The sequence below is a fragment of the Myxococcus xanthus genome, assembly GCF_013116825.1.
Taxonomy (GTDB): domain Bacteria; phylum Myxococcota; class Myxococcia; order Myxococcales; family Myxococcaceae; genus Myxococcus; species Myxococcus xanthus_B.
In genome coordinates, this window is sequence record NZ_JABFNS010000029.1 from 1 (window position 1) to 23,828 (window position 23,828).

The window sequence follows — 23,828 nt, forward strand, 5'->3', positions numbered from 1 at the left end:
GGGCGGGCGGGGGTCATGAAGCAATCAGTACGCCCCCCCAGCAGCGGCTGCTTCACTCCACGCGCCAAGCGCTTGCGCCAGGGCGCAATCCGTCCGGCCCCTCACCACCCTTCAGGTCCCAGCCAGGGTCTTCACCGCCCCGGCCGGGTCTCCGCTGTATCGCTACGTCTCGAGCGCGTTCGCCACCTGCCCCAACAGGCGAAGACGCGGTGCGTCCAGCTTGCGCACCGTGCGCAGCAGCCGGCGGACTTCCGGACGCTCGCGGTATTCCGGCGGGTCCTCCGCCAGCGTGGGCGCGCCTTCCACGCCCGCCATTCCCAAGAGCACGTCCGATGAGCAGTTGAGCACCAGGCACAGCTTGCGCAACGTGCGGACGCTGGGGAGCATGTGGCCGCGCTCCAGGCGGCCATACACCTCGGTGGCGATGCCAACGCGCTCGGCCACGTCGGCCTGGGTCAGCTCCAGCCGTTGTCGCGCCGCGCGGACCGCGTTTCCAATGAGGGTTGCCAGTCGTTGTTCCATGGCGTGCGGAAAACCTGTCGAAAAGAGGGCTTCGTCCCCCCGCATCCAGGCGGAGAGGCTCCGGGGAGAAGTGACGGCCGTTGGCTGCCTCGTGGAACACAGATTACGAGTGGGGTCTGACATTCCGGGGCTTCCGGGAGGGCCTGCTGGAGCGTCCGGAATCGAGCGCTTCAACCCCTTGAGACGGATGTGACTCGCGCGGCCCCCTCGTGCGCGCGGAAGCCGAAAATTCGGCCTGCGCGGCGTTGTCAATGACGGCACGGGACGCGTTGAAAAAAGCCCTGGTGTTTCCGTGGTTTACGAAGTGTGGACGTCTGACGTAGGGTAGGCCCCCCGGTAGGTGCCGGGAATCCGGTGCAAACCCCCGGTGACTCGGATCCGCAGGCCGCGCCGCGTGCCTCGCGGGGAGGCTGTTGAGGTCGTGAGCGACGAGCGTCCGGACGCGCTGCTCAAGAGCGCACTCGAAAAGATCGTCTACTTCGAGGCGCGTGCCCAACAGCTCCACAGCGAGCTGGCTTCGACGCGCGATGAGATGGAGCACCTCAAGCGCGAGCTCGCGGAGACGCACCAGCGCGAGCTGGGGCTGCGCCGTGAGGTCGCGGAGCTGGAGGTCCGCGTGGGTCGGCTCCAGGCCGAACGCGAGGAGCTGGCCCGGCTCAACCAGGCCCTGCGCGGCGAGCGGAACCAGATGATGGACAAGCTGCTGGACGTGGGGCGCATCCGCGCCACCGCCCAGGAGCGCGACGACGAGGACGACGACCTGGGGCTCGACCTGGCGTCGTTCATCTCCCAGCTCCGCAGCGAGGTGCTGCTGCGCGGTGAGGGGGGGCCGGTGGCCCGCGGGCTGGTGGTCCCCACGCGGCGCTCGACGGTGCCGCTGCGTGAGACGGCGGCCAGTGTCCCCGTGACGCCGGCGCCGGTGAGCGAGCCGCCCGTGGCCGCTGTCGCCGAGGACGACGGCCTGTCTCCGGTGGCGCGTGAGGCGCAGCGCTTCCTGCAGGCGGGCCGGTTGGGCGTGAGCGCGGCGCAGCACGCGGAGCTGTCCTCGCACGCGGGTTTCGGCGGGCCGACGGATGAGACGTTGTTCGGGTTCTCCATCCGCGAGCTGTCCGCGCAGGATGGCGCGGCCCGGGTGCGCGCCGCGGAGCGATTGAAGGCGCTGTCACAGCCGGCCGCCGCGCCCGCGCTGGCGTCGGCGCTGCATGCGGAGACGGATCCGACGGCGCAGGTGGCGCTGCTCCAGGCGTTCGCGTCGCTGTGCCAGGAAGAGGGCGCGTCGGTGGTGTCGCCGCTGCTCGCGTCGCCGGTGCCGGAGGTGCGCATCGCGGCGCTCAAGGCGCTCCTGACGCTGGCGCCGAAGGACGCGGCGCCGCATCTGGCGCAGGCGATGAAGGATCCGGACCGCTCGGTGCGCCGCCGCGCGTCGCTGCTGGCGCTGGGCCTGGAAGGTGAGACGGCGCGGCGGTTGGGCGAGGAAGCCATCCACGACGCGGATCCGGAGGCGCGCGCGCTGGCCGCGCTGGCGCTCGGAGCTGGCGCTGGGGAGAACGCGCGCACGCTGCTGCTGGGCGCCTTGGGTGACCGTGAGCAGCGCGTTCGCAAGGCCGCCGCGCAGAGTCTGTCGCGCATCCTGGGGCAGGACGTGTCGGCGGTGGTGGACCTGGACGAGACGCACCGCCGCCGGGAGATTCGCCGGCTGGCGACGTTGCCCGTGAAGCCCGTGCGGGCGCGGCTGGAGCAGCCTCGTCCGGTGGTGGCTTCGGTGCAGGCGGTCGCGCCGGCAGTGGCTGTCGCCGCGGTGGTTCAGGCGCCGGTCGCGGTGGTCGAGCAGCCCGCTCACGCGGTCGCCGCCGTGGGGGCCGCCGCGAATCGGCAGGCCGTCACCGTGGGCCTCGCGCAGGGCGCGGGGCCGGTGGGGCCCGTGCAGGGGCGAGCGGGCCCCGTGGGAGCGCCGGTGGCTCCGATGCCCGCGCCGACGCCACAGGCTGCCGCTCCCGTGCAGCGCCCGTCCGCGCCGACGCCACAGGTCGCCACTCCAGTGCAGCGTCCGCCTGCGTCGGTTCCGCAGACCGCCGCCTCCGCACCGCGTCCACCCGCGCCGGCTCCGCAGGCCGCCGCCCCCGTGCAGCGTCCGCCCGCGCCCGCTCCGCAGGCCGCCCCAATCCATTCAAGTTCCGCGCAGGCTCCGCGCGCCCCGGCCGCTCGCCTGTCCCCCGTCCAGGCGGCCTTGGTAGCCATGGGCGCGGTGCCCGGGCAGGCCGCTCCCGCGCCGCGTGTTCCCGCTGCCGCCGCGGGGCCGTCCCGTCCGGCGGCCCCCTCGCGCCCCAGTGCGTCACCGGTGGAAACCCTCTGCTCGCAGATGCTGGCCGAAGTCCGCGTCGCCGTCCGAGGCCGCTCGCTCGTCGAGCTGGCGGTCGCGCTCTCGGCGCCCTCGGAGCTCGCCCAGGAGGCGCTCACTCTGTTGTCCGCACGGGGAGCGGTGATTCGAAGGGGGCACAAATACTTCGCCGCTTGAGGCAAGGTAGCCGTCCCGCACGTCTTTCGAAGGGTCGTCCATGGAAGCGCCGACGTACAGCTCCAAGCAGGTCGCCGAGATGCTCGGCGTGTCCCCGAAGCAGATTCCGGAGGAATCGCGGAAGGACGCCTACACGCCCGACGACATCTGGGAGCTGCGCACCACGCTCGACCGTTTCCCGGCGCGGCTGGGCCACCGCCGCCAGCTCTTCCTGAACTTCAAGGGCGGCACCGGCAAGACGTCGCTGTCCACGTCCTACGCCTGGCGCCTGGCGGAGCTGGGCTACGCGGTGCTCCTCATCGACCTCGACAGCCAGGGCCACGCCACCAAGTGCCTGGGCTACGAGGGCGAGGACTTCGAGAAGACGCTCCTGGACGTCCTCGTCCGCAAGACGCCCCTGGCCAAGGTCATCCAGAAGTCCTCGCTGCCCAACCTGGACTTCGTCCCGTCCAACCTGACCATGTCCACGGTGGACCTCGCGCTGATGCCCATGGCCGGCCGCGAGTTCAAGCTGCGCAACGCCCTCAAGGACGTGGAGGCCCAGTACGACGTCGTCGTCTTCGACGCGCCGCCGTCCTTCGGCCTGCTCAACCTCAACGCGCTGATGGCGGCGAACGACTTGTTCGTCCCCGTGCTCGCGGACTTCCTGTCCTTCCACGGCCTCAAGCTGCTGTTCGAAACGGTGCAGAGCCTGGAGGAGGACCTGAACCACGTGCTCGACCACGTCTTCATCGTGGTCAACTCCTTCAACGCCACCTTCAAGCTGGCGAAGGAGGCGCTGGAGGCGCTCCAGACGCACTATCCGGAGTTCCTGCTGCCCACCATCATCCGGCAGTGCACCAAGTTCGCGCAGGCCTCCAGCGAGGGTCGGCCGGTGTTCGTCGCGGACCCCTCGTCCAAGGGGGCCAACGACATCCAGGCCATGATTGACAACATCCTGCCCCGGCTGGTGGCCGCGGCAGCCGTCGCCCAGACGAAGGGCACCCAGCAGGCCGGCTGAGAACCATGAAGAAAGCCTTTGAACAGAACGTGTCCCGCGCCAAGCCGCGCCTCCGCCTGGGCGCGCTGACGGGCCTCGTTGACCCCGTCGAGCCCACGCCTCCCGAGCCCGAGGCCGAAGCGGCACCCGAGCCCGTCGCCGAGGCCCCCGACCTCTCCGCCGAGGTGCGCGCCCGCATCGAGCGCGCCCGCAGCCCGCGCCCCAGCGCCGCCCAGGCCATGGACGCCGCCCTGCGCGAGCAGGACGACGCGCCCGTCTACGAGGAGCCCCCGCCGGAGCCCGAGGCGGTCGCCGACGTGCCCGTGACGTACGGGGCTCCGCCGGAGGCGGAGGCGTTGCTCGACACCGAGCCGCACGCCGAGCCCGTCACCTTCGCCGCGCCGCCTCCGGCGCTGCACTTCGACGCCGTCAGTCCTCCTCCGGAGGCGCACCCCATGACGCAGGCCTCGGCTCCCGTGTCCATGCCGCACGTCACCGCCACCGTCGCGGAGCCGGTGGCCCGTGTCGAAGCGCCGCCCACCGAGGTGGAGGTGCAGCGGCCGGCCCCGCCGCGCGAGGACGGGCAGGACTCCTCGGCCCGCCGTGAGCGACTGAAGGCCCGGCTCAAGGCCGTGCGGGAGAATCCGCGCCCGGAGCCGCTGCCCGCCACCGTGGCGGAGGCGGGCCAGCGCGCCGTGGAGCGCATCACCCACCTCCAGGCGGAGCTGGTGAAGGTGAAGGCGCTCAACCTCTCCCTCACGCAGGACCTGGAGGTGTCTCGCCGTCAGGCGGAGAAGGCCACGGAAGAGGCCCGCCTGCGCATGGACGAGGCGCGCCGCCTGTCCTCGGAGATGGAGGGCCGGGTGAAGCTGCTGGCCGACCTGGAGCGCGAGCTGTCCGCGCTGGAGGGCGAGCGCGACGAGGCGCTGCTGTCGCTCCAGGAGACGCGGCAGGCGCTTCAGGCCGCTGCCAAGGAGCGCGAGGCCCTGGAAGAAGAGGTCGCCCGCGGCAAGCAGTCCCTGGTGGACAGCCTGGCCGAGGAGGAGCGGCTCGCCAGTGAGCTGGAGGCCGCCAAGGACGAGTCCACGTCCCTGCACCGCGCGGTGGAAGCGCTCCAGGGAGAGCGCGACGTGCTGGCCCAGCAGGTGGCCTCGCTCACCGCCGAGCGCGCCGAACTGCTCGAGGCGCGCAAGGCCCTGGAGTCGGTGCACCGGGCCCTGAGTCAGGCCACGGTGCGCTGAAGCCGCCCGGCTACTTCCCGTCCTTCGCCACGCCGCGTGCGTTGTTTCCACCGCGCACGGCGGCGAAGGCGGGGCTGAGCGGCGGCGAGCGGAGCCCTTCGGTGGCCAGTCCACTGAAGGCGCCAGCCGGCTGTTTCAGCGCCTGGACGTGCGCGAGGATGTTGCGCCGGCGCTCGTCCTTCCCCGGGTGGTTGGCGAAGGTGCTGCCCCCGTCCTTCGTCTTGGCCAGCAGGGCGAGGTAGTCGTCCGGCGTGTAGCCCGCGGAGAGCATCAGCTCGACGGCGATCCGGTCCGCCTCCAACTCCTGCTCCTTGGCGTTCCCCTTGTCGATGAGGTCGATGGTCTTCTCGCTCAGGTGGCCCAGCAGGCCCGGTTCCTGGTCCAAGTCCAGCGTCCCGTCGCCATCGCGGCCGGCGGAGAGCACCTTCACCGCGGTGGGGGAGAGCACGGCCTCGCCGTAGGTGACCAGCTCGCACGTCTTCACCTTCGCGTCGCCGTATTGATGGATGGCGTGCTTGAGCGTGACGTGGGCGATTTCGTGCGCCAGCACGCCGGCCAGCTGTCCTTCGTTCTCCAGTCCCTGGAGCAGCTTCCGGGTGACGAAGACGTAGCCGCCGGGCGCGGACATCGCGTTGAACTGGGACGTGTCCTGGAGCACGCCGAAGGTCCACTCGAGCGTGGGCCGCGCGGATTGCGCCGCCAGGTTCTTCCCCACGACGTTGACGTAGCGGTGGAGCGCGTCGTTGGGGCCGTCCAGCAGCAGCCCGCCACCCCGTCGCACGTAGTTGATGGCCAGCGCGCCGCCCAGGGCGTACTCCTCCTGCACGCTGGGGGCGGCGCGCAGCTTCTTGCACGTCTTGGCTTCCGCGGACGCGGCGCTCAGCTTCCCCAGGATGTTCTCACCCCGGGTGAGCGAGGACGCATTGAAGCCCTTGCAGGACGCCGTCAGCGCGCCCAGACCCACCAACGCGAGCACCTTCCAGCCCGTTCGCATCATCGGTTGCCGCTCCGCTTGTTCGTCCCGGCCTTCGCGACCGTGTCGCTGGCGCCCACCACCGGGAAGAGCCCCACCGCCGTCACGTGCGCGGCGATGTCCGCCGTGGATACGGACTTCGCCAGCGTCTCCAGCGCCTTGATGTCCTGCACGGCCTTGCCGTGGTCGCCGCCCTTGTCCTTGCCGTACTGCTCCGCGCCGGGGCTGAGCGCCTTCACCGCGGCGCCACTGGCGACGAACTTCTTTGGATCCACCTGCTGGGTGCCATTCCCTTGCGTCACCAGCTCCATGTTGGGCGGCGTGGTGGACAGGTTCGTCTGGAACACGAAGCCCTTCTTGCCGGTGGCCGTGGTCACCCGGTGCCACTGCTTGTGCTTCGCATCCGCGCCGCCCCACGTCACCCGCTCCCCGGGCTGGAGCACCGCCACGGCGTTGTCCGAGCCAGACGGACTCGCCTGCACGCGCGTGTTCTTCGCCTTCACGTACAGCGGCTCGCCGACCTTCACGGCCGACGCCCCCGCCGGAATCGCCAGCGCCAGCAGGGCGGTGGTCCATGCCACCCGCGTCTTCATCCCCATGTCTCCCCGACTCCTTTCCGCACCGCTCACTTGTCCAGGTTCGCCACGCCGTCGAAGTCCTGCGGCGGCGCCTTCACGTATCGTTGACAGCGCTCCAGCAACGCCTGCGTGGGCCCGTCCTCCGGGTCCTCCGCGCGGCGCGCATTCAGCACCGCTGCTGCTTCCTCGAACCGCGCCGCGCGGTAGAGCGCCAGCGCCGCGTGATATCGCTCCACCGTCTCCCGCTTGCGCGCGTCCAGCCCGCCTTTGAGCGCGAGCAATTCGTACACGGTGACGGCCTCCGTCTTGCCCGCCACGCGCACCCGGTCCAGCTCCCGCACCTCGATGTGCTCGCGCGCCAGCTCGTACGTGCGCGGGCCAATCATGATGACGGAGCCATAGGCCTTGTTCGCGCCCTCCAGCCGCGCGGCCAGGTTCATCCCGTCGCCAATCGCGGTGTAGCTGAAGAGCTGCTCACTGCCGAAGTTGCCCACGAAGTTGACCGCGGTGTTGACGCCGATGCGTGTGTACATGTCCGGCAGCCCCTGGGCGCGGAACTCGTCGCGCAGCCGGTCCACCGCCGCCTTCGCCGCGAGCGCGCCCTTGCAGCCGCGCAGCGCGTGGTCCGCCTGTCGCATCGGCGCGCCGAAGAGGCACACCACGGCGTCACCGATGTACTTGTCCAGGCACCCACCTTCCTTCAGCAGCGCCGCGCTCACCCGCGTCAGATACGTATTGAGCAGGCGCACCAGGTTGCGCGGGTCGTCCTTGAAGCGCTCGCTGAAGGTGGAGAAGCCGCGGATGTCGCTGAAGAATGCGGTGATTTCGACATTCTCCCCATCCAGCCGGGGCAGCTCGCGCTGGGCAATCATCTGCTCCACCAGCTTGGGCTCCATGAAGCGGCTGAAGGCCTGCCGGATGAAGGCCGCCTCCTCGTTGGCCACCAGGTGGTTGAAGGCCACCGCGCTGACGCTGGCCAGCACGCCCGCCAGCGCGGGCAGGGCGGTGAGCACGTAGGTGTGCGTCAGTCCAAGGACGGGGCCCGTCACCCAGCTCATGCCGGCGTAGAGCCCCAGCGGCCACGCAATCTCCAGCGGCGTCCAGCGCGTGGTCATCAGCAGCACCACCGACACGAAGGCCACCGCGAAGACGAGCGCCAGACTCACCCCCAGCGGCGCCCGGGTGATGAAGCGGCCGTTGCCCAGGAGCGTGTCCAGCACCGCCGCCTGTTTCACCACGCCGGGCTCATGCGACGAGAAGGACGTGGCCTTGACGTCGTTGAGGCCCACCGCGTTGCCGCCGATGATGACCACCTTGCCGCGGAAGACGTCCGGCGGAAGCCCCGTGGGTTGGCCCTGTCCCCGGTGCACCCACGCGTCGAGCACGGAGATGAGCGGAACGCTCGTGAAGCGGTCATGGAGCTGCCCGCCGAAGTCGATGCCCGCGCTGCCATCCGCGTCCACGGCGTAGGTGCGCGGGCCCAGGCGCAGCGTGCGCCCGGAGAACTCGATGGCGCTGGCGCCCAGCAGGCCCGCGGCCACGCGCACCGGCAGCGTCGCGAAGGCGTTGGGACCATCCGAATAGACGAAGCGCGTGCGGCGCATGAAGCCGTCGGCGTCCGACTCCGGCTCCACCAGCCCGAAGCCATCCACCGCGCCCACCAGCACGGGAATGGGCGGCACCGGGTGGCTGGGGAGCCGCTCCCCCGAGGACGTCGCGTAATCCAGCGCGGGCAGCGTCCGGCCGTTCGCGCGCACCGGAAACGCGATGGCCCGGGCAAGCTGCTCGGGAGACGCGGAAGGAAGGACCGCCTCCGGGGCGCCGTCCTCGAACGTCTCCGCGCCGGCCTCCTCCGGGAAGGTGTCCTCCTCCTGCGTGGGGCCGTCCACCACCACCGCCGCGCCGAAGTCAGCGGGGGGCAGCAGCGGCGCGTTCGCGTGGGTGGAGACCCCCAGGTAGAAGGGGATGGACGTCTCCTGGAGCACCTGCGCGAAGGCCAGGTCCATGGACTCGTCCGTGCCGCGCTCGTCCATGACGGCGTCGAACACGATGGCCCGAGCGCCCTCGGCTTCCAACTGTTCCACCACGCGCGCCCAGAGGTTGCGGCTGTAGGGCCAGCTTCCGAAGTTGAGCGCGTACTGTTCGTTGGCGCGGATGCGCTCCAGGCTTGGCTGGTCGATGGTGACCAGCACCACCTGGGATGACACCTCGCGCCGCGCGGTGAAGCGCGTGACGGCGGTGTCGTACGCGGTGCGCTCCGCTTCCTCCAGCAGGCCGCCCAGCTTCGCGTCGAAGTGAAGGCAGACGGCGGCCAGCGTGGTGGCCAGCACCGCCACGCCCAGCATCAGCCGCCAGTGGTTCTGCCACCGTGAACGGACCGTCTTCCAGCGCTCGCCTGCCACGTCCCCCTCTTGCGAAGCGTGCTGGAGTGGACACTACCCCAGCGGCAGGGGCGTGGGCAGTCACCTCGCATGTCTGGGCGTATTGGCCGCGTACTCACGGAGAAACCCGAGATTTCAAGGGGGCCCCAGCAGGCATCCAGGCGAGCTGCTGGCGCCTCTGACGTCACCCTTCCGAAAACCCGTGGACCGTTTGCCCCATGTCGGTGCCGTCCGGACCTTTGCACTCGGTTCGACACGGATTTTCGCTTTCAAGGAGTCAGACGTGGCCCTGGATATCCTCCAAGAAAAAGGCGTCCCGCTCGACAAGCAGGTCTTCACCTGGAAGGACCTGGTCCGGCGCCCCTACAGCAAGCTGGATGACGACGCCTTCACCCGCGTGTGTGTCATCTACATGAACGGCATCATGGCGGACGCGCTCAGGACCAAGCATGCCTTCGCGCGCATGAACCGCGAGCTGCGGGAGCCGCTGGCATTGATTCGCCGGCTGGAGCAGTACGAGCAGACGCTCATCAACTGGCTCAATCCCGCGGACCAGACGCCGCTGGAGACCACCCTGGGCTTCGAGCAGGTCGCCATCGAGGTGACGGCCAGCGTGGCCCTTCGCGAGCCCGACCCCTACCTGGCCCAGACGTACCGGTTCGGTCTGCTCGAGGACTTCGACCACCTGTATCGCTACTCCGCGCTCTACGACCGGCTGGAGGGGAAGGACCCCAACAACATCACCCAGTCGTACACGGACATCATCCCTGGGCGGCCGACCTCCGTGGAGCATCGTCATCCGCTGGATGACCTGCGCCGTCCCTACGACAAGCGCGCGGCGCACCCGCTGACGAAGCTCCACGCGATGAGCATCACCGCGGCGGAGAACCAGACGCACGACTACTACATGACGGTGGGCCCGTTCTTCAGTGACCCGGTGGCCCGCCAGCTCTACGCGGAGATTGCCTCCATCGAGGAGCAGCACACCTCCATGTATGAGTCACTGCTGGACCCGGGGGAGTCCCTGCTGGAGAAGTGGCTGATGCACGAGGCCTGCGAGGTCTACAACTTCTACTCGTGCGTGGCCTTCGAGAAGAACCCGCGCATCAAGGAGATATGGCAGCGCTTCCTGGACTACGAGCTGGGACAGCTCCACTACGTGAAGGAGATCTTCCAGAACGTGGAGAAGCGTGACGCGGCGGAGGTGCTCCCGAGCACGCTGCCGGAGCCCATCGGCTTCAAGGAACACCGCGACTTCGTTCGCAAGACACTGAATCAAGAGGAGGACATGGCCTCCAACGGACAGGACTACGTGCGGATGGCGGACCTGCCGCGCGACCACCGCTCGTACATCTGGCGCGACCAGCTCAACTCCGACGGCTCCCCGTCCGAGACGGTGGCCGCTGGCTACAAATGGATTCCGGGCACGGAGCTCGCCGCGCGCACGCCGCGCATGGGCTCCACGTTCGAGGGAAAGAAGGTTCACTGACATGAAGACGACCACCAGCGACATGGGGCGCAACCGGACGGGCGTGGCCACCTCGCCCATCGACAGCGCGGACATCACCCAGGAAGCGCAGAAGCATCAGCCCAGCCACCTGGGAGACGGCTCGCTCCTCCTCCAGGTCCGGCAAATCTACGCGAGGGAATCCGAAGGCCTGGGCAGCGTGCCGCCGCCGGTCAGCCTCAAGGGCGTGGCGAAGACGGCGGTGGATGTGCTCAAGGGCTCCAAGCCCACCGTCTTCATCGACAAGCTGGGAGAGCGGCTGGCCTTCGAGCGCAGCGGGACCCGGCTCTACGAGGGCGCGCTCGCCAAGTTCGACGTCTACGGCAGTTGGGAAGGTGGGCCCACGCGTGAGGGCCTGGAGAAAATCTACAACGATGAGCTGTCCCACTTCCTGATGCTCACCGAGGCCCTGAAGTCACTGGGCGCGGACCCCACGGCGATGACGCCCAGCGCGGACGTCGCAGCGGTGGTGTCCCAGGGACTGCCGCTGCTCATCGCGGACCCGCGAGCCAACCTCCGCCAGTCATTGGAAGCGCTGCTGGTGGCGGAGCTGGCGGACAACGCTGGCTGGGAGATGCTCATCGAGCTGGCCCGCGACCTGAGTCATGACACGCTGGCGGACCGCTTCCAGCTCGCGCTGGAGTCGGAGGTGCAGCACCTCCTCTGGGTGCGTGGCTGGCTGGCCGCGGGCGTGAGCGTGGAGGCGCGCGGGGCGCCTGCCCGCGAAGAGCGCGCGGGCACGCAGCCGCGGGTTTGACGCTCAGAACGACGAGCCCGGCTCCTGGAGGAAGACGGACTCCTCCGGAGTCGTCGGACGTCCCAGCGTCACGTTGCGATGCGGGAAGCGGCCGAAGCGCTGGATGATGTCCCGGTGTTGCCGGGCATAGTCGAGCGCTTCCTGGCTGTCCGCGTGATACAGCGCGAGCACCTCGAAGAGGGCCACTGACAGCCGCTGGTCGTTGACGGACTCGCTGTGCTCGAAGGGCAGGTACATGAACCACCGCCACAGCGGCGGCAGGACCATGTCCAGGCCTCGCGCCAATCCGTGCCGGGCCACCTCGCGCGCCCGCGCGTCCGAGGCGAAGGCCTGGGGCGTGCCGCGGAAGAGATTGCGCGGGAACTGGTCCAACAGCAGGAGCAGGGCCACGCAGCTGCGAGGCTCGTCCCGCCAGTCGTCCAACTCGCCCTCGGCGGCGCGCTCGACGGCGGGCAGGAAGCGGCGCCGGCATTCATCATCGAAGGCTTTGTCCCGCAGGAACCACCGCTCGCGTGGCTGCCCGAATCAGAAGCTCAGGATTTCCTCTGCGCTCGCCATGAGACGCCTCTTCGTCAACGAGGGGAAGCCGCCTTGTACACCGGCGCCAGCCGGGGTGGCGGCTGGGAGGTGTCGGTACCACCTTCCAGCCGACACTGGCGGGTGCTCCGCCAAGGGAGGACGCGGATGGACTGGACGCTGGAGCCGACGACACGAAGCATCCCCGACCCGGTGCGGCGCACGGCGCTCAACCCCACGCTGCGCAGGGAGTCCGTGGTGGCGCTGGGCGTCTTCGGCGCCCTGACGTTTGGCGCGGCGGCCCTGGGCGCTCGCGTCAGCTCGGCGGACACGCGCTGGTACCGGCGTCTGCGCAAGCCGTCGTTCCAGCCGCCACCGAAGGTCTTCGGCCCGGTATGGACGGTGCTGTATGGCCTCATCGCCCTTTCGGGTTGGCGTGTATGGACGGCGCCCGCGGGCGCGGCCCGCTCCCAGGCCCTGGCCTGGTGGGGCATCCAGATGGGATGCAACGCCGCCTGGTCCTGGCTCTTCTTCGGCAGACACCAGCCTCGCCGCGCCCTGGCGGACAACCTGGCGCTGCTGGGCAGCGTGACGGCGTATGTCGCCGTCACCAAGGACGTGGACCGCCCCGCGGCCTGGATGGCGATGCCGTACCTGGGCTGGGTGGGCTTCGCCAACGTGCTCAACGCCGAAATCGTCCGCCTCAACTCCTGAGCCACCCTAGTTGCGCAGCTTCGACGGCTTGGGCGGGTTCATCGCCAACACGGTGGCGAAGTAGCGGGCCTGGCTCTCCGTGGTGCAGCGCACCTCCTGGATGCGTCCGCCCACCTTCACGCGGACGAGCCAGCCTTCATTGTCACGAGTCCAAGCAGGCGTGTCGGTCGTCATGGTCATCCTCCCTCGAAGTGCATCCTCCGCCTTTCGATAGAGCAGCCGCCATGCCAGCGCCGGAAGCGTGCGAATCCAGGCGCTTCCCCCGGCCTCCTGGCCAATGGAAGACACCCACGCCTGTCATTTTTGCGGAAGGCGGGGTGGCGGAGTTTCAGTGGATGAGCTGTCCGGGTTCCTCGACGTTCGGCCGCGCGGGAGCGCCCGCCATCAAGGGCAGGGCGACGTGGAAGGTGGCGCCATGGCCTGGCTCGCTCTCCACCCAGATGCGCCCGCCGTGGCGCTCGACGATGTCCCGGCTGATGTAGAGCCCCAGCCCCAGCCCCCCGAAGGAATGGGCGGAGGCGTTGCGCGCCCGGAAGTACCGGTCGAAGAGCAGCTTCTGCTGGTCCGGAGGGATGCCGATGCCTTCGTCGGAGACAGACAGGAGCGCCAGCCCGCCGCGCTGGCGCAAGCTCACGCGCACGGTGCCTCCATTCGGGCTGTACTTGAACGCGTTCTCCACCAGGTTGGCGAGCACCTGCTCCATCCGGAAGGGGTCCACGTTCACCTGCACGGGCTGCTCGGGCGCGTCGAACCGCACGGTGTGGTTGCCACGCTGGGGCTCGAGCTCGTGGAGGACGTGCTCCACCAGTCCTTCCAGCCGGGTGGCCTCCCGGTGAAGGGCCAGTCGTCCCGCCTCGATGCGTGAGGAATCCAGCAGGTCGTTGATGAGGCTGGTGATGCGCAAGAGGTACAGGCGCGCCTGACGCAAGGTGGAGGACTCCACGAGCTCGCCACGCGCCAGCCGGCGCTCCAGCGTGGCCAGCCGGAGGCTCAGCGGGGTGAGGGGGGTCTTCAGCTCGTGCGAGGCGATGGACAGGAAGTCGTCGCGCACGCGGATGGCCTCCTGGGCCTCGCGGTACAGGCGCTCGCGCTCGCGCTCCGCGCGGCGGCGCTCGGAGATGTCCTCGACGATGCCAATGCCGCCCTCCACCTGTCCGGCCGCGTTGAAGCAGGGGGCGAAGCGGATGTGGACCGGCGTCTTCTTGCCGGAGGTGATGGCGCGGTACTCGCCTTCGTAGTCGCAGGTGTGTCCCGCCAGCGTCTCCCGGACGCAGTGGAGGACGCCCTCGTCCCGGAGCGACAGGAGGTTGAGGCCCACCATCAAGCGCTTGGGAGAGCCGATGATGCGCACGAACAGCTCGTTGCACGCGATGACGATGGCGTCCAGGTCGAAGTAGATGATGCCCAGGGGTGCGTGCTCCACGACGGTGCGGAAGAGCGCGTCGCCGGGAACGCTCTCCGACTCGCGTCCGTGCAGCGCGCGCTCCACGGGCTCGGCCAGGGTGTCGACGACCTCGTGCAGGCGGCGGAAGTTGAGGACGATTCGCTCATCCCGGCCCTTGCCGGAGGCGCCCACCGTCAGCTCCACCATGATTTCAGCGCCGTCCTTGCGACGCGCGAGCACCCGGGTCGCTCGCCCTCCGAGCGCGGTCCGCCGGGAGAGCAGGTGGCGCAGCAGGCTCTCGCCTTCGTGGCGGTGCAGCCGCTGGGGAAAGAGCCGGGACGCCGGCTGGCCGATGAGCTCCGCTCGCGTCCAACCCAGCAGGCGCTCCGCGGCGGCGTTGAGAAAGCAGACGTTCTCACCGGCGTCGCAGGCCACGAAAGGGTCCACGGCGGCGTCCAGCCACGCGCTGAGTTCGTCGATGCCTGAGGCCATGCTCTCCTCGGAAGCCCGCTGGTCGTCATTGCCAGCGTCCCGGGACATGGGAGCTCGAAACGCCTCGACGCGGAATGCGGAGGGCGTGTCCCTTTCCATACAAGTAGGCATTGGGGGCACAGCCCGCGCCTTCAACGTCGATGGCCGGCGTGCGGACGCCAGGTTCGACGGGCTGGCGAGCGGGCGAGCCCCTGCCTAGCGGCGCGTGGCCTTGCGTTTCCGGCCCCCCGCCTTGCGTGCGGCTGTCTTCGAGCGCGCCGTGACCTGCTTTCGCGCCGGCTTCAGGCCCCCGCGCGGTGGACGCGGCGGTTCGGGTGGCTTCAGCGAGAGCCCTTCCAACCGCTCGCGCAGGGCCCGTGTCTCCTCCTTGAGGCGGTCCACCTCTTCGCGCAGCGATGCCACCTCGCGGGCTTGCGGTTCACCTTCGCGCAGGAAGCGAACCGTCTCGCGCGCCGCGCGCCGGGCGATGGCATCCAACAGTGGCGTCTGCTCCAGCGCGGGCACCAGGCGTGAATCCCCCAACGTGCGCGCCGCCTCGAAGACGCCCATGCGCACGCGGAAGAGCGGGTCGCGGAGCAGCTCCACGAGCAGGTCCACGGCCTCGCGCTTGCGCCCCGCGACCTCCGCCAGCTTCGCCACCGCGAGCGTGGCGGCGCGGCGCAGCGGAGCCGCGTGGCCATAGGCGGTGCGTGCCAGCACCACCGAGAAGGCGGCGGGGTCCTGAGACTCGGCGAGCCCATCCACCGCGCCCACGGCGATGACGTCCTGGTACGAGGGCCGGGTGCTCGCGGCCTCCAGGACGCCCAACGCGTCGGGCGCGCGCACGCGGCCATAGCTGCGGGCGGCCTCCGCCTCCACGAAGTAGCTGGCGTCACCGCCGTTCACCAGGGCGCGCAGGCGGGCTGTCACCTCCGCGTCGCGGCGGAACTCGCCCAGCGAAGCCACCACGGCGCGGCGCACGCGGGGATGCTCGGTGGACAGCGCGTCCAGGAGGCGCGCGCGGGAATCGGGGGTGCGGATGCGGCCCAGGGACTTGGCGCACGCGGCGCGGGTGCCCCAGAACAAGCGCGCGTCCGCCAGCGCCGTTCCCAGCGCGTCCACGGCGCGGGGGCTTCCGTCGCGTCCCAGGGCCACGGCGGCTTCGGTGCGCGCGCGCATCTCCGGCGCGGCACGCAGCTCCTCCATCCAGAGGCCCGCGGACTTGTCCACCGTCAGCGTGCCGAGCACCTCGCGCCGCGGGTCCACCCGCACCTGCGAGGGCGCGCTGGGGCAGGGCAGGTGGAACGCGTGCTCCGCGTCCGTCACCTCCAGCCGGTGGACGGTGTCGCGGCCGTCCACGGTGAGCGCCACGTCCAGCGGCAGCCGGAAGAGGGGCACGCCGTCCGCCGTGGACTGCGTCTGGCGCACCTGGAGGCGCAGCCGCGCTTCCTCGGCGTCGTAGCGGACGTCGACCTTCAGCTCGGGGTGGCCGGGCGCGAAGATGTACTGGTCGAAGAAGGCGTCCAGGTTGTGGCCCGTGGCGTCCTCGAACGCGCGGGCCAGGTCCACCGTCTCCACGGAGCCGTGGCGGTGTCGCGCGACATAGTGGCGCAGGCCCTTGAAGAACAGGTCATCGCCCAGCCGGCGGCGCAGCTCGTGGAGGACCAGGCCGCCCTTCTCGTAGAGGTGCCGGTCGAAGACATCCATGGGCGCGTGGAAGCGCCGCGCGACGATGGGGCGGGCGTAGCGCTCACGCGCCTCGGCCAGGTAGGCCTCCAGGTCCACGAGCCGGTGCTGGTCGGCCTCGTCCTGCCCGTCGGCGCGCTCCTTCCAGAGCATCTCGAGCCAGGTGGCGAAGCCCTCGTTGAGCCAGCCATGGGGCCAGTCACGGCAGGTGAGCAGGTCCCCGAACCACTGGTGGGCCAGCTCGTGCGAGATGAGCGGCTCGGCGTTGTAGTCCGGCTGGGCGCGGGCGTCGTGGAGGACGGTGTCGGTGAGGCTGGTGGCGGAGGTGTTCTCCATGCCGCCCAGGATGAACTCGGTGACGAAGACCTGGGCGTAGCTGCTCCAGGGGTAGGGCTCGCCGGTGACCTCCTGGAAGACGCGCACCATCTCCGGGGTACGGCGCACGCAGCGCAGCGCGTCCTCCTTGCGGCCCTTGGGGAAGAGGTAGCGCAGGGGAACCGTGCCAGCCGTGTCGGTGGCCTCTTCGAATTCACCCACCACGAGGGTGACGAGGTACGGGGCGTGCGGCTGCGCCATCCGGTAGTGCTGGGTGCGGCGCCCGTCGTGGACGCGGTCGCTTTCCAGTGTGCCGTTGGACAGGGACGTCATCGCCTCGGGGAAGGTGGCGATGACCTCGGACGTGGCCTTCTGGGCGGGCGTGTCCAGGCAGGGGAACCAGGCGCGCGCGTCGATGTCCTGGCCTTGTGTCCAGGCCTGGCGGGGACGGTGCGGATAGGCGGCGTCAGGCGCCCAGAAGTAGAGGCCGCGGCGAGGCCGGGCCGTGTAGCGGATGGCCACCTCACAGGCCTGCCCGGCGGTGAGCGGCGCGGACAGCTCCACGCGGACGTGGGCGCCGGAGTTGGAGAAGCGCGCGGCGCGGCCGTCTACCTGGACTTCGGACACGTCGAGGTCCACCGCGTCGAAGGTGAGGGTGTGGACTGGACGGACGGCGGAGACGCGCGTGGTGCACAGGCCGGTGATGCGGTGGGTGTCGAAATCGAGGTCGACCTCGATGCGGACGTGCTCGGCGCGGACCGGCCGCTCGGCGGCGTAGTGCTCGGTGGCGCCAGGAAGGGAGAAGGGGCGGGGGCCGGAGGGGACGGACTCGGAGGCGTGACGGTGGCAGCAGCGCATGGGCACCGGAGACTCTTCCGCAAGCCCGCGCCACCGTCGAGGAGGAGTGCACCCGGGGGCCGATGAGCGTCGTGTATCGACGAAGTCATGAAGATGACGCCAGGGTCGCGCCCCTCCCCACTGGGGCGTTCATGACACGCACCTGAACACACGCGGAACGGCGTCGACCGGGTAGTCTCTGACCACCGTGCAGTGGGTCCTCTTCTTCTCCGACAGGCAGGTGCGTGAGCAGCTCTTCGCCCGGGTGGATTCGACCCGTGGGTTGTTGCTGGTGACGGGGGTCCGGCACGGCGCGGCCATGCGTCCTCCGGAGGCCCGTGAGCCCTTCGCCACGCTGGAGCGACTCCACGGCGACGTGCTGTCACAGGTGCTGGTGGCCGACGAGGGCACCTCGGATGGCATGTGGAGAGACCCGCTGGGGGACCTGGGCGACCGGCTCCACCCCGGCAGTCGGGATGACGCCTATGCGGCGTCCACGGGCTACCTGCTGCTGCGGGACGGCCGGCCCGCGGCGGTGGTGCGCAAGCGGGGCACGCCGTTCGAGGACCTCTGGTTCCTGCAAGAAGCCCTGAGCAAGCTCACCCCTCGCGTGCCCCCGCCGGACCCGGCCCAGCGGCCAGGACGTCGCCGCGCGGAGCCCGCGCCGCGCTCACCCCCACGGCCCGCGAGCGGTGGCACGAACGCCCGCGCCACGGGTACGCGAGAGCGGACTGGTTGGGATGATGAGGCCACGCCGCCCCGGGGGACGCGCGTGCCGCCGCCCGCGCCGCCGAGGAAGGACCCGTGGATGGTGCTGGGCATCGCGCCCGGGACGCCCCTTGATGAGGCGCGCAAGGCCTTCCGGGCGCTGGTGGTGCAGTACCACCCGGACAAGGTGGCGCACCTGGCGCCGGAGTTCCACGCGCTCGCCGAGCTGCGCACGCGGGAGATTCTGGACGCGTGGGAAGAGGTGGAGCGAGCGCTGTCCGGAGGGGCGTGAGTCCGCGTGGCTACAGCAGCAGCGACGTCGGCGGAGGCGTGATGAGCGTCTTGCCGCTGTCCAGGGCGAAGCGCGCGACGATGGGCATGTGGTCGGACAGCCCGTGGAAGCGGCTGCGGAGGTCCCCGAAAGGAGACGTCTCCTGCGTGTCGAGCCAGCGCACGCCCGCGCCGGAGAACACGTGGTCCAGGTGCATCCGCATGTGCAGGAAGCCGGCGGTGGGGAAGCCGCGCGACACGTTCGGGTCAATCTGTCCCACGGCGGCCTGCGCGCAGGTGAGCCGGCCATCGGTGGTGAGGTAGCGGTACACGGGTGACGCGGGCGGGGAGTTGAAGTCTCCGCACACGATGTAGGGCTCGTCACCGGTCAGCCCTTGCATGAACTCCGTCAGCTTGCGCGCCTCGTGGAGCTGGTTGACGCCGCCGCCCATCTTGTCGCGCGTGGCCCAGAACTCACGGGCGAAGGGCGTGGGCAGGCTGAGGTGGGTGTTGAAGATGTGGAAGGGGTGCTTGTCTTCGCGGCGCAGCAGGCGCATGTGGGCGCAGATGCGGCTCTGCTTCCGGTCCTTGAGCCGTTGGACGTGGTGGTGGGTGATGGCCTGGGGGGCGCCCACGTTGTGCGTGGCCACCTCCAGCTTGCGCGTGTTCACCAGCACCGCCAGCCCGGTGGTGTAGAGGGACACCTCGCGGAGCTTGTAGTGGTGGGCGCGGAAGTAGAAGGCCTCGTAGGGCATCTCCCGGCCCAGCCTGTCGAACGTCTCCACCATCCGGCCCATGAAGGCGGTGAGCTGCGTCTCGCCCGGCTGCTTGGGCCGGTCGGCGATGTTGCTGCGCAGCGAGGACGTCTCCACCTCTTGCAGGCAGACGACATCCGGCAGCGGGTCCAGCGACGCCAACGCCGCGGCGACGCGCCGCTTGGGGCCCACGGTGCTCGCCAGGCCGCGGAGCATGTGGCCGAAGTAGCGGACGTTGTAGGTGACGATTCGCAGCGGGGATGGACTCATGGGCAGCGCGCTGGCCCCTCCGGTGGGCCTCGGGAGGAAACTACTAACCGCCAGGCGCTCCGGCTTGCGATGGCGTCAGGCACCTGACACTCCTCGGGCCTGCCTGCCCGGCCGTACTGTTCGTGCGGGGAGGCGAGGACACCGCGCCAAGATGCTCTTCACCAGGCAACGACTGGAGCCGGGTTCCAGCCATCTTGTGGTTTTCTGCTGAGGGTTCCGGGCTCGCGGGGGGGACGGCGCCCGGCGACCAGTGACGGGTCATCAGCGGTGTAACCGAAGGAGGGCTGTTCATGCGGGGATACGCGTGGGGTGTGGCAATCGCATCCATGATGGGGCTCATCGGGTGCGGCGAGGACGACACGTATGTGTATGACGTGACGCTGGATGCGGCGGCGCTGAGCAACGCCCCCATCGAATGCTCGGGGCAGGCGCAGGCAGTCCCGCAGGATCGGGCTGTTGAAGGACTGGAGGCGCAGCAGCGGTGGCGTTTTCAGCGAGGGGATGGGGAAGTGGAATCGATGTCGCTGGAGATTCCCGATGTCGAACTCTCCACCCCGGGTATCGGGTCGTTTGTCATCGACTATCAGGATGACGCGCCAGACGTCATTGCCGGGGCGGCTGCCGCAGGTGGGGGATTCCAATTCCTTTACCTCACGGAAGGCTTCTACATGGGGTACCCGCGGACAGATCAGGCTTTCACCATCGTCATCGAGACCAAGACCCTGGATGACACCATTCAGGGATTCATGTGGGTTCGAAGCATGGACAAGTTTCGATCGTGGAATACGAGTCCTCAGTGCGCCATCACCATCCCTTTCACGGGCAAGCGCGTGAAGGAGTAGGCTGCTCCGCTCGTGTCGCCGTGGCGCGAGCCCTGTGACGGAAGGAGCGGAGACCGATGCGTGGAGACCAGTGGGGCGCCATGGCCGCCGTGGTGATGGCGCTCACGGGATGCGGCGAGGACGACACGTACACCTACGACGTGACGCTGGACGCGGAGACGCTTGCCCAGGTGCCGACGGAGTGCAGCGAGTTCGTCGAACCTGCCCAGGGCCCTGCGGTCGGCCTGGAAGCCCAGCAGCGCTGGACGATTCGCCGCGGGGAGATGGACTCGATGTACCTCGAGGTCCCCGACATCGACTTCCAGACGCCGAACAACGCCTACGTCATCAACGGCGACGGCGAGCCGGACGTGCTCATGGGCTCGGTGGGCGCGGACGGCGGCTACCAGTTCATCCACATCCAGACGCGCCTGGATGAGACGCACAAGCTGTCCGCCCTGGGCAACGAGCACGCCTTCCGCATCGCCATCAACAACAAGGACCTGGATGACGCCATCCAGGGCACGGTCTGGGTCCGCAACGAGCACGTCGAGCGGGACCCCGTCAACGGCTCCACGATAGCCTCCGGCTGCGCCTCCGCCGTCCGCTTCACCGGCCGCCGGGTGGCGGAGTAGCGCGCTTCATCCGCACCACCGTGTCCAGCAGGTGCTCCAGCGTCGCCTGGGGCTCGGTGCACAGGCCGGAGTGCACCGGCCCCGTTTGGATGATGGTGCTGCGCGGCGCCACCACCCAGTGCCAGCGCTCCTTCTGGGACAGTTGGCCAATGGGCCCCGAGCCCTTCCCGCCCTCGCACACGCGGCGGAAGCTCTCCAGGTGGCCGCGAATCATGTCCACGTCAACGTCGGGCCACAGCGCCTTCAACCGCGCTTCGTCCGGCTCCACGCGCACGCCCAGGAAGCGCTGGGTGGCGCAGAAGAGGACGACGCCCGCGTTGATGAACTCCTCGCGCTCCACGCGCGGGACGACGCGGATGATGGCGTAATCAAACGAGCTGGACGCGGGCACGGTCCGCCTCCTCGATGAACGCGGGCACGGCTTCCAGCCGGCGCAGCAGCCAGGTGGCATAGGCTGCTCGGTGCGCCTCGGCGGTGGGGAAGGGGGACTCGGTGCTCGTGAGCCACGCCTCCGGAATGGCCCCGACGATGCGCTCCACCACCTCCCGGGTGATGCGCGCGCCCAGGTGCTTGCCGGCCTCCGTCAGCGCCGTGGCCCACGGCAGCAACACGTGGTCCTTGATGGGCGCGAAGCGGCCCTGGCTGCGCGCCTCCCAGTCGTCCCACGAATGGTGGAAGTACAGCGAGGCCCCGTGGTCGATGAGCCACAGCTTCCGGTGCCAGGTCAGCATGTTGGGGTTGCGTGGGGTACGGTCCACGTTGGTGATGTACGCGTCGAAGGCGACGATGCCGGACGCCTCCTCCGCGGTGGGCGCGGGGTCCGCCACCGGGTCGAACGTCACCGACGCCGGAAGGTAGTCCAGTGCCAGGTTGAGGCCCGCGCTGGCCTTGAGCAGCTCGCGAATCTCGGAGTCAGGCTCGTTGCGTCCCAGGGCCGGGTCCAGCTCCACCAGCACGAGCTCCGGCACCCGGAGTCCCAGCTCCCGGGCCAGCTCTCCGGCGATGAGCTCGGCGACGAGCGCCTTGGCGCCCTGTCCGGCTCCCCGGAACTTCACGACGTAGAGCCCCGCGTCGTCCGCCTCGATGATGGCCGGCAGCGAGCCGCCCTCCCGCAGTGGCGTCACGTAGCGCGTGGCGGTGACCGTCCTTGGCATTCCTGACCTCCCGTCCTCTCTCCCGGCGTCGTCCCTGGGGCGTCGGGCCGCGTCGCGGCATGTAGCATGCCGGCCGGGGAGAGGCGCTGACGCCGCCTCGGGCTGCGCGTTGGAAACTTTATCCGACACAATGCGACAATCATTTGTCGGCGTTTTTCTGCCCCCCACGGAGCTCCCCCACCATGGAAATCTCTCGCAAGCCGAAGTCGCCCGTGTCGCAGTCCACTCGCGCTGGTGACGCGGCCAAGCCGGCCGTTGCGGCCAGGCCCGTGGAGAAGGCGCCGGTCCAGACTGCGAAGGATGGCTTCGATTCGGCGCCCACGGGGGGCGCGCGGGGCTCCAACTTCGTGGACCGCCCGAAGGGCAACTTCGTGGACCGCCCCACGGGCCTGCCCCCGGGCACCCCGTCGGCGCTGCCGGCCTCGGCCTTCACGTTCGGCTCCGGCCACGTCGCCGTCCGTCCCTTCGCGGCGAGCGCGGCCCGCGCGCCCGTGACGCTGACGGCGTCCGCCACGCCCAACGCGAAGGTGAACGACCTCCAGACGACGACGTCCACCGTGTCCTTCGACCAGGACGTGAAGCTGGACTCGCTGAAGCTGAACCTGGACCTGGCGCATACCTTCAAGGGTGACCTGGTCGTCAAGCTGACCAGCCCCTCCGGCAAGACGGAGATCCTCCACAACCGCAAGGGCGGCAGCGCGGACAACATCAAGGGCAGCTTCGACCTGGCCGCCTTCAAGGGCGAGTCCACCAAGGGCACCTGGACGCTCTCCGTCGAGGACAAGGCACGCCGCGACACGGGCACCCTGAAGAGCTGGAGCCTGGACGCCGCCGGCCAGACGACGGGCACGGGCCCCATCGAGGAGCCGAAGCCCCAGCTCTCCGGCCCGCCGGTCATCGCCGTGTTCGACGGCGGCGTGGACTTCAAGCACTCCGACCTGGATGACGCGATGTGGGTCAACCCGAACGAGGTCGCGGGTGACGGCATCGACAACGACGGCAACGGCGTCAAGGACGACATCTACGGCTACAACGTCGGCTACAACAGCGGCGACGTGATGCGCGGCAGCGGCACGGACCACGGCACGCACGTGGCCGGCATCATCGCCGCCGAGGACAACGGCGAGGGCAACACCGGCGTCGCCGCGGGCAAGGCGAAGATCATGAGCCTGGGCGGCCTGTACAACGGCGCGGACCTGCTCACGAACTTCGAGCGCGGCGTCGACTACATGGTGAAGATGAAGACCGAGCACGGCGTGAACATCCGCGCCGTCAACGCGAGCTTCGGCAACGAGTACCGTGACGCGGCCTCCGTGAAGCGCTGGACGGACGCGGTGCAGAAGCTGGCTGACGCGGACATCCTCCTCGTCGCGGCCACGGCGAACGGCTACGGCAGCAACCTGAACGACGTGGCGGACATGCCCGCCAACATCGACCTGCCCAACGTCATCACCGTGGCGTCCATGGACAAGAAGAACGACAAGCTCGCGGACTTCTCCTCCCACGGGGACAAGGTCGTGGAGCTGGCCGCGGTGGGCGAGGACGTGCTGAGCACCGTCCCGGGCGGCCGCTGGGAGGAGATGAGCGGCACCTCCATGGCCACCCCGACGGTGGCGGGCGCCGCGGCGCTGATGTTCGCCGAAAACCCCAACCTGACGGCCGCGCAGGTGCGTGACCTGCTGGTCCAGACGGTCGAGGTGGACTCCGACCTCAAGGGCAAGGTGAGCACCAGCGGCAAGCTGGACATCGCGGCCGCCGTCGCCGCCGCCAAGGCCACGCTCGAGGACGACACCACGGTCGCCGGGCGCTGAGCCGGTCCTGAGATGACGCAGTGAAGCG

At 69.8% G+C, this 23,828-nt stretch carries 20 protein-coding genes and 1 pseudogene; 10 read left to right on the forward strand and 11 right to left on the reverse strand.

Annotation, left to right across the window (positions count from 1 at the left end):
• Positions 1–162: 162 nt before the first annotated feature.
• Complete coding sequence (locus HNV26_RS10825; protein ID WP_026114223.1) at positions 163–522, reverse strand: helix-turn-helix transcriptional regulator; 360 nt, start codon at positions 520–522, stop codon at positions 163–165.
• 421 nt (positions 523–943) lie between these two features.
• Between HNV26_RS10825 and HNV26_RS10830 the strand changes: the two genes are divergently transcribed.
• From HNV26_RS10830 to HNV26_RS10840, 3 genes are read left to right on the forward strand one after another with little or no spacing between them, the layout of a single operon-like run.
• Entirely contained in the window at positions 944–3,037 is a 2,094-nt protein-coding gene (locus HNV26_RS10830) for a HEAT repeat domain-containing protein (RefSeq protein ID WP_366816836.1), read from the forward strand.
• 40 nt (positions 3,038–3,077) lie between these two features.
• Positions 3,078–4,037: a ParA family protein gene (locus tag HNV26_RS10835; protein ID WP_011550766.1), complete on the forward strand. Its 960-nt coding sequence runs from the start codon at positions 3,078–3,080 to the stop codon at positions 4,035–4,037.
• A gap of 5 nt (positions 4,038–4,042) precedes the next feature.
• The gene (locus tag HNV26_RS10840; protein ID WP_171440392.1) at positions 4,043–5,257 is read left to right on the forward strand and encodes an extensin-like protein; all 1,215 of its coding nucleotides are present in this window, start codon (positions 4,043–4,045) and stop codon (positions 5,255–5,257) included.
• Between the two features lie 10 nt (positions 5,258–5,267).
• Here the strand turns inward: HNV26_RS10840 and HNV26_RS10845 are convergent, their stop codons facing one another.
• From HNV26_RS10845 to HNV26_RS10855, 3 genes are read right to left on the reverse strand one after another with little or no spacing between them, the layout of a single operon-like run.
• Entirely contained in the window at positions 5,268–6,254 is a 987-nt protein-coding gene (locus HNV26_RS10845) for a M48 family metalloprotease (RefSeq protein WP_171440391.1), read from the reverse strand.
• A complete protein-coding gene (locus HNV26_RS10850) occupies positions 6,251–6,829 on the reverse strand; it encodes an SH3 domain-containing protein (protein WP_171440390.1) in 579 nt (192 codons plus the stop codon). Before HNV26_RS10850 ends, HNV26_RS10845 begins: the two co-directional genes overlap by 4 nt.
• Before the next feature lie 26 nt (positions 6,830–6,855).
• The gene (locus HNV26_RS10855; RefSeq protein ID WP_171440389.1) at positions 6,856–9,210 is read right to left on the reverse strand and encodes a CHASE2 domain-containing protein; all 2,355 of its coding nucleotides are present in this window, start codon (positions 9,208–9,210) and stop codon (positions 6,856–6,858) included.
• 262 nt (positions 9,211–9,472) lie between these two features.
• Between HNV26_RS10855 and HNV26_RS10860 the strand changes: the two genes are divergently transcribed.
• Positions 9,473–10,678 carry a hypothetical protein gene (locus HNV26_RS10860; protein ID WP_171440388.1) on the forward strand — a complete coding sequence of 402 codons (1,206 nt, stop codon included), beginning with the start codon at positions 9,473–9,475 and terminating at the stop codon, positions 10,676–10,678.
• A 1-nt stretch (position 10,679) separates the two neighbouring features.
• On the forward strand, positions 10,680–11,453 hold the full coding sequence (locus tag HNV26_RS10865) for a ferritin-like domain-containing protein (protein ID WP_171440387.1): 774 nt from the start codon (positions 10,680–10,682) through the stop codon (positions 11,451–11,453).
• Positions 11,454–11,456: 3 nt separating this feature from the next.
• On the opposite strand, the pseudogene HNV26_RS10870 reads toward HNV26_RS10865, so the two are convergent.
• A pseudogene (locus HNV26_RS10870) lies at positions 11,457–11,960 on the reverse strand (DUF924 family protein); the annotation flags it as partial.
• Positions 11,961–12,113: 153 nt separating this feature from the next.
• Here HNV26_RS10870 and HNV26_RS10875 point away from each other — a divergent pair.
• Positions 12,114–12,683, forward strand: a complete 570-nt coding sequence (locus HNV26_RS10875; protein ID WP_171440386.1) for a TspO/MBR family protein — start codon at positions 12,114–12,116, stop codon at positions 12,681–12,683.
• Between the two features lie 6 nt (positions 12,684–12,689).
• Here the strand turns inward: HNV26_RS10875 and HNV26_RS10880 are convergent, their stop codons facing one another.
• The 3 genes from HNV26_RS10880 to HNV26_RS10890 form a co-directional block, all read right to left on the reverse strand.
• Positions 12,690–12,857 (reverse strand): hypothetical protein, encoded by a 168-nt coding sequence (locus HNV26_RS10880; RefSeq protein WP_162295036.1) that lies wholly within the window; start codon positions 12,855–12,857, stop codon positions 12,690–12,692.
• Positions 12,858–13,011: 154 nt separating this feature from the next.
• On the reverse strand, positions 13,012–14,607 hold the full coding sequence (locus HNV26_RS10885; protein WP_253816443.1) for a sensor histidine kinase: 1,596 nt from the start codon (positions 14,605–14,607) through the stop codon (positions 13,012–13,014).
• Between the two features lie 147 nt (positions 14,608–14,754).
• Entirely contained in the window at positions 14,755–17,397 is a 2,643-nt protein-coding gene (locus tag HNV26_RS10890; protein WP_171440385.1) for a M1 family aminopeptidase, read from the reverse strand.
• A gap of 187 nt (positions 17,398–17,584) precedes the next feature.
• On the opposite strand from HNV26_RS10890, the gene HNV26_RS10895 reads away from it, so the two are divergent.
• A complete protein-coding gene (locus HNV26_RS10895) occupies positions 17,585–18,376 on the forward strand; it encodes a J domain-containing protein (RefSeq protein WP_171440384.1) in 792 nt (263 codons plus the stop codon).
• A gap of 10 nt (positions 18,377–18,386) precedes the next feature.
• On the opposite strand, the gene HNV26_RS10900 is transcribed toward HNV26_RS10895, so the two are convergent.
• On the reverse strand, positions 18,387–19,379 hold the full coding sequence (locus tag HNV26_RS10900; protein ID WP_171440383.1) for an endonuclease/exonuclease/phosphatase family protein: 993 nt from the start codon (positions 19,377–19,379) through the stop codon (positions 18,387–18,389).
• A 326-nt stretch (positions 19,380–19,705) separates the two neighbouring features.
• Here HNV26_RS10900 and HNV26_RS10905 point away from each other — a divergent pair, with 326 nt between their 5' ends.
• Together HNV26_RS10905 and HNV26_RS10910 are read left to right on the forward strand one after the other, a co-directional pair.
• Positions 19,706–20,221 (forward strand): hypothetical protein, encoded by a 516-nt coding sequence (locus tag HNV26_RS10905; protein WP_253816444.1) that lies wholly within the window; start codon positions 19,706–19,708, stop codon positions 20,219–20,221.
• A gap of 56 nt (positions 20,222–20,277) precedes the next feature.
• Complete coding sequence (locus HNV26_RS10910) at positions 20,278–20,835, forward strand: hypothetical protein (RefSeq protein WP_171440381.1); 558 nt, start codon at positions 20,278–20,280, stop codon at positions 20,833–20,835.
• Here HNV26_RS10910 and HNV26_RS10915 read toward each other — a convergent pair.
• Positions 20,810–21,226: a DUF3037 domain-containing protein gene (locus tag HNV26_RS10915; RefSeq protein ID WP_171440380.1), complete on the reverse strand. Its 417-nt coding sequence runs from the start codon at positions 21,224–21,226 to the stop codon at positions 20,810–20,812. The two genes, HNV26_RS10910 and HNV26_RS10915, sit on opposite strands and share 26 nt — an antisense overlap.
• Complete coding sequence (locus tag HNV26_RS10920; protein ID WP_171440379.1) at positions 21,204–21,989, reverse strand: HipA family kinase; 786 nt, start codon at positions 21,987–21,989, stop codon at positions 21,204–21,206. The genes HNV26_RS10915 and HNV26_RS10920 overlap by 23 nt, the downstream gene beginning before the upstream one ends.
• Before the next feature lie 182 nt (positions 21,990–22,171).
• Between HNV26_RS10920 and HNV26_RS10925 the strand changes: the two genes are divergently transcribed.
• Complete coding sequence (locus HNV26_RS10925; RefSeq protein WP_171440378.1) at positions 22,172–23,800, forward strand: S8 family serine peptidase; 1,629 nt, start codon at positions 22,172–22,174, stop codon at positions 23,798–23,800.
• The last annotated feature ends 28 nt before the right edge of the window (positions 23,801–23,828 follow it).

What these genes read in the sequence shown, in the direction of transcription:
- HNV26_RS10890 (WP_171440385.1), bottom strand. Translation starts at nt 17,397, where the DNA reads ATGCGCTGCTGCCACCGTCACGCCTCCGAGTCCGTCCCCTCCGGCCCC.
- HNV26_RS10920 (WP_171440379.1), bottom strand. Translation starts at nt 21,989, where the DNA reads ATGCCAAGGACGGTCACCGCCACGCGCTACGTGACGCCACTGCGGGAG.
- HNV26_RS10840 (WP_171440392.1), top strand. Translation starts at nt 4,043, where the DNA reads ATGAAGAAAGCCTTTGAACAGAACGTGTCCCGCGCCAAGCCGCGCCTC.
- HNV26_RS10905 (WP_253816444.1), top strand. Translation starts at nt 19,706, where the DNA reads ATGATGGGGCTCATCGGGTGCGGCGAGGACGACACGTATGTGTATGAC.
- HNV26_RS10910 (WP_171440381.1), top strand. Translation starts at nt 20,278, where the DNA reads ATGCGTGGAGACCAGTGGGGCGCCATGGCCGCCGTGGTGATGGCGCTC.
- HNV26_RS10865 (WP_171440387.1), top strand. Translation starts at nt 10,680, where the DNA reads ATGAAGACGACCACCAGCGACATGGGGCGCAACCGGACGGGCGTGGCC.
- HNV26_RS10925 (WP_171440378.1), top strand. Translation starts at nt 22,172, where the DNA reads ATGGAAATCTCTCGCAAGCCGAAGTCGCCCGTGTCGCAGTCCACTCGC.
- HNV26_RS10835 (WP_011550766.1), top strand. Translation starts at nt 3,078, where the DNA reads ATGGAAGCGCCGACGTACAGCTCCAAGCAGGTCGCCGAGATGCTCGGC.
- HNV26_RS10900 (WP_171440383.1), bottom strand. Translation starts at nt 19,379, where the DNA reads ATGAGTCCATCCCCGCTGCGAATCGTCACCTACAACGTCCGCTACTTC.
- HNV26_RS10845 (WP_171440391.1), bottom strand. Translation starts at nt 6,254, where the DNA reads ATGATGCGAACGGGCTGGAAGGTGCTCGCGTTGGTGGGTCTGGGCGCG.
- HNV26_RS10825 (WP_026114223.1), bottom strand. Translation starts at nt 522, where the DNA reads ATGGAACAACGACTGGCAACCCTCATTGGAAACGCGGTCCGCGCGGCG.
- HNV26_RS10850 (WP_171440390.1), bottom strand. Translation starts at nt 6,829, where the DNA reads ATGGGGATGAAGACGCGGGTGGCATGGACCACCGCCCTGCTGGCGCTG.
- HNV26_RS10885 (WP_253816443.1), bottom strand. Translation starts at nt 14,607, where the DNA reads ATGTCCCGGGACGCTGGCAATGACGACCAGCGGGCTTCCGAGGAGAGC.
- HNV26_RS10880 (WP_162295036.1), bottom strand. Translation starts at nt 12,857, where the DNA reads ATGACGACCGACACGCCTGCTTGGACTCGTGACAATGAAGGCTGGCTC.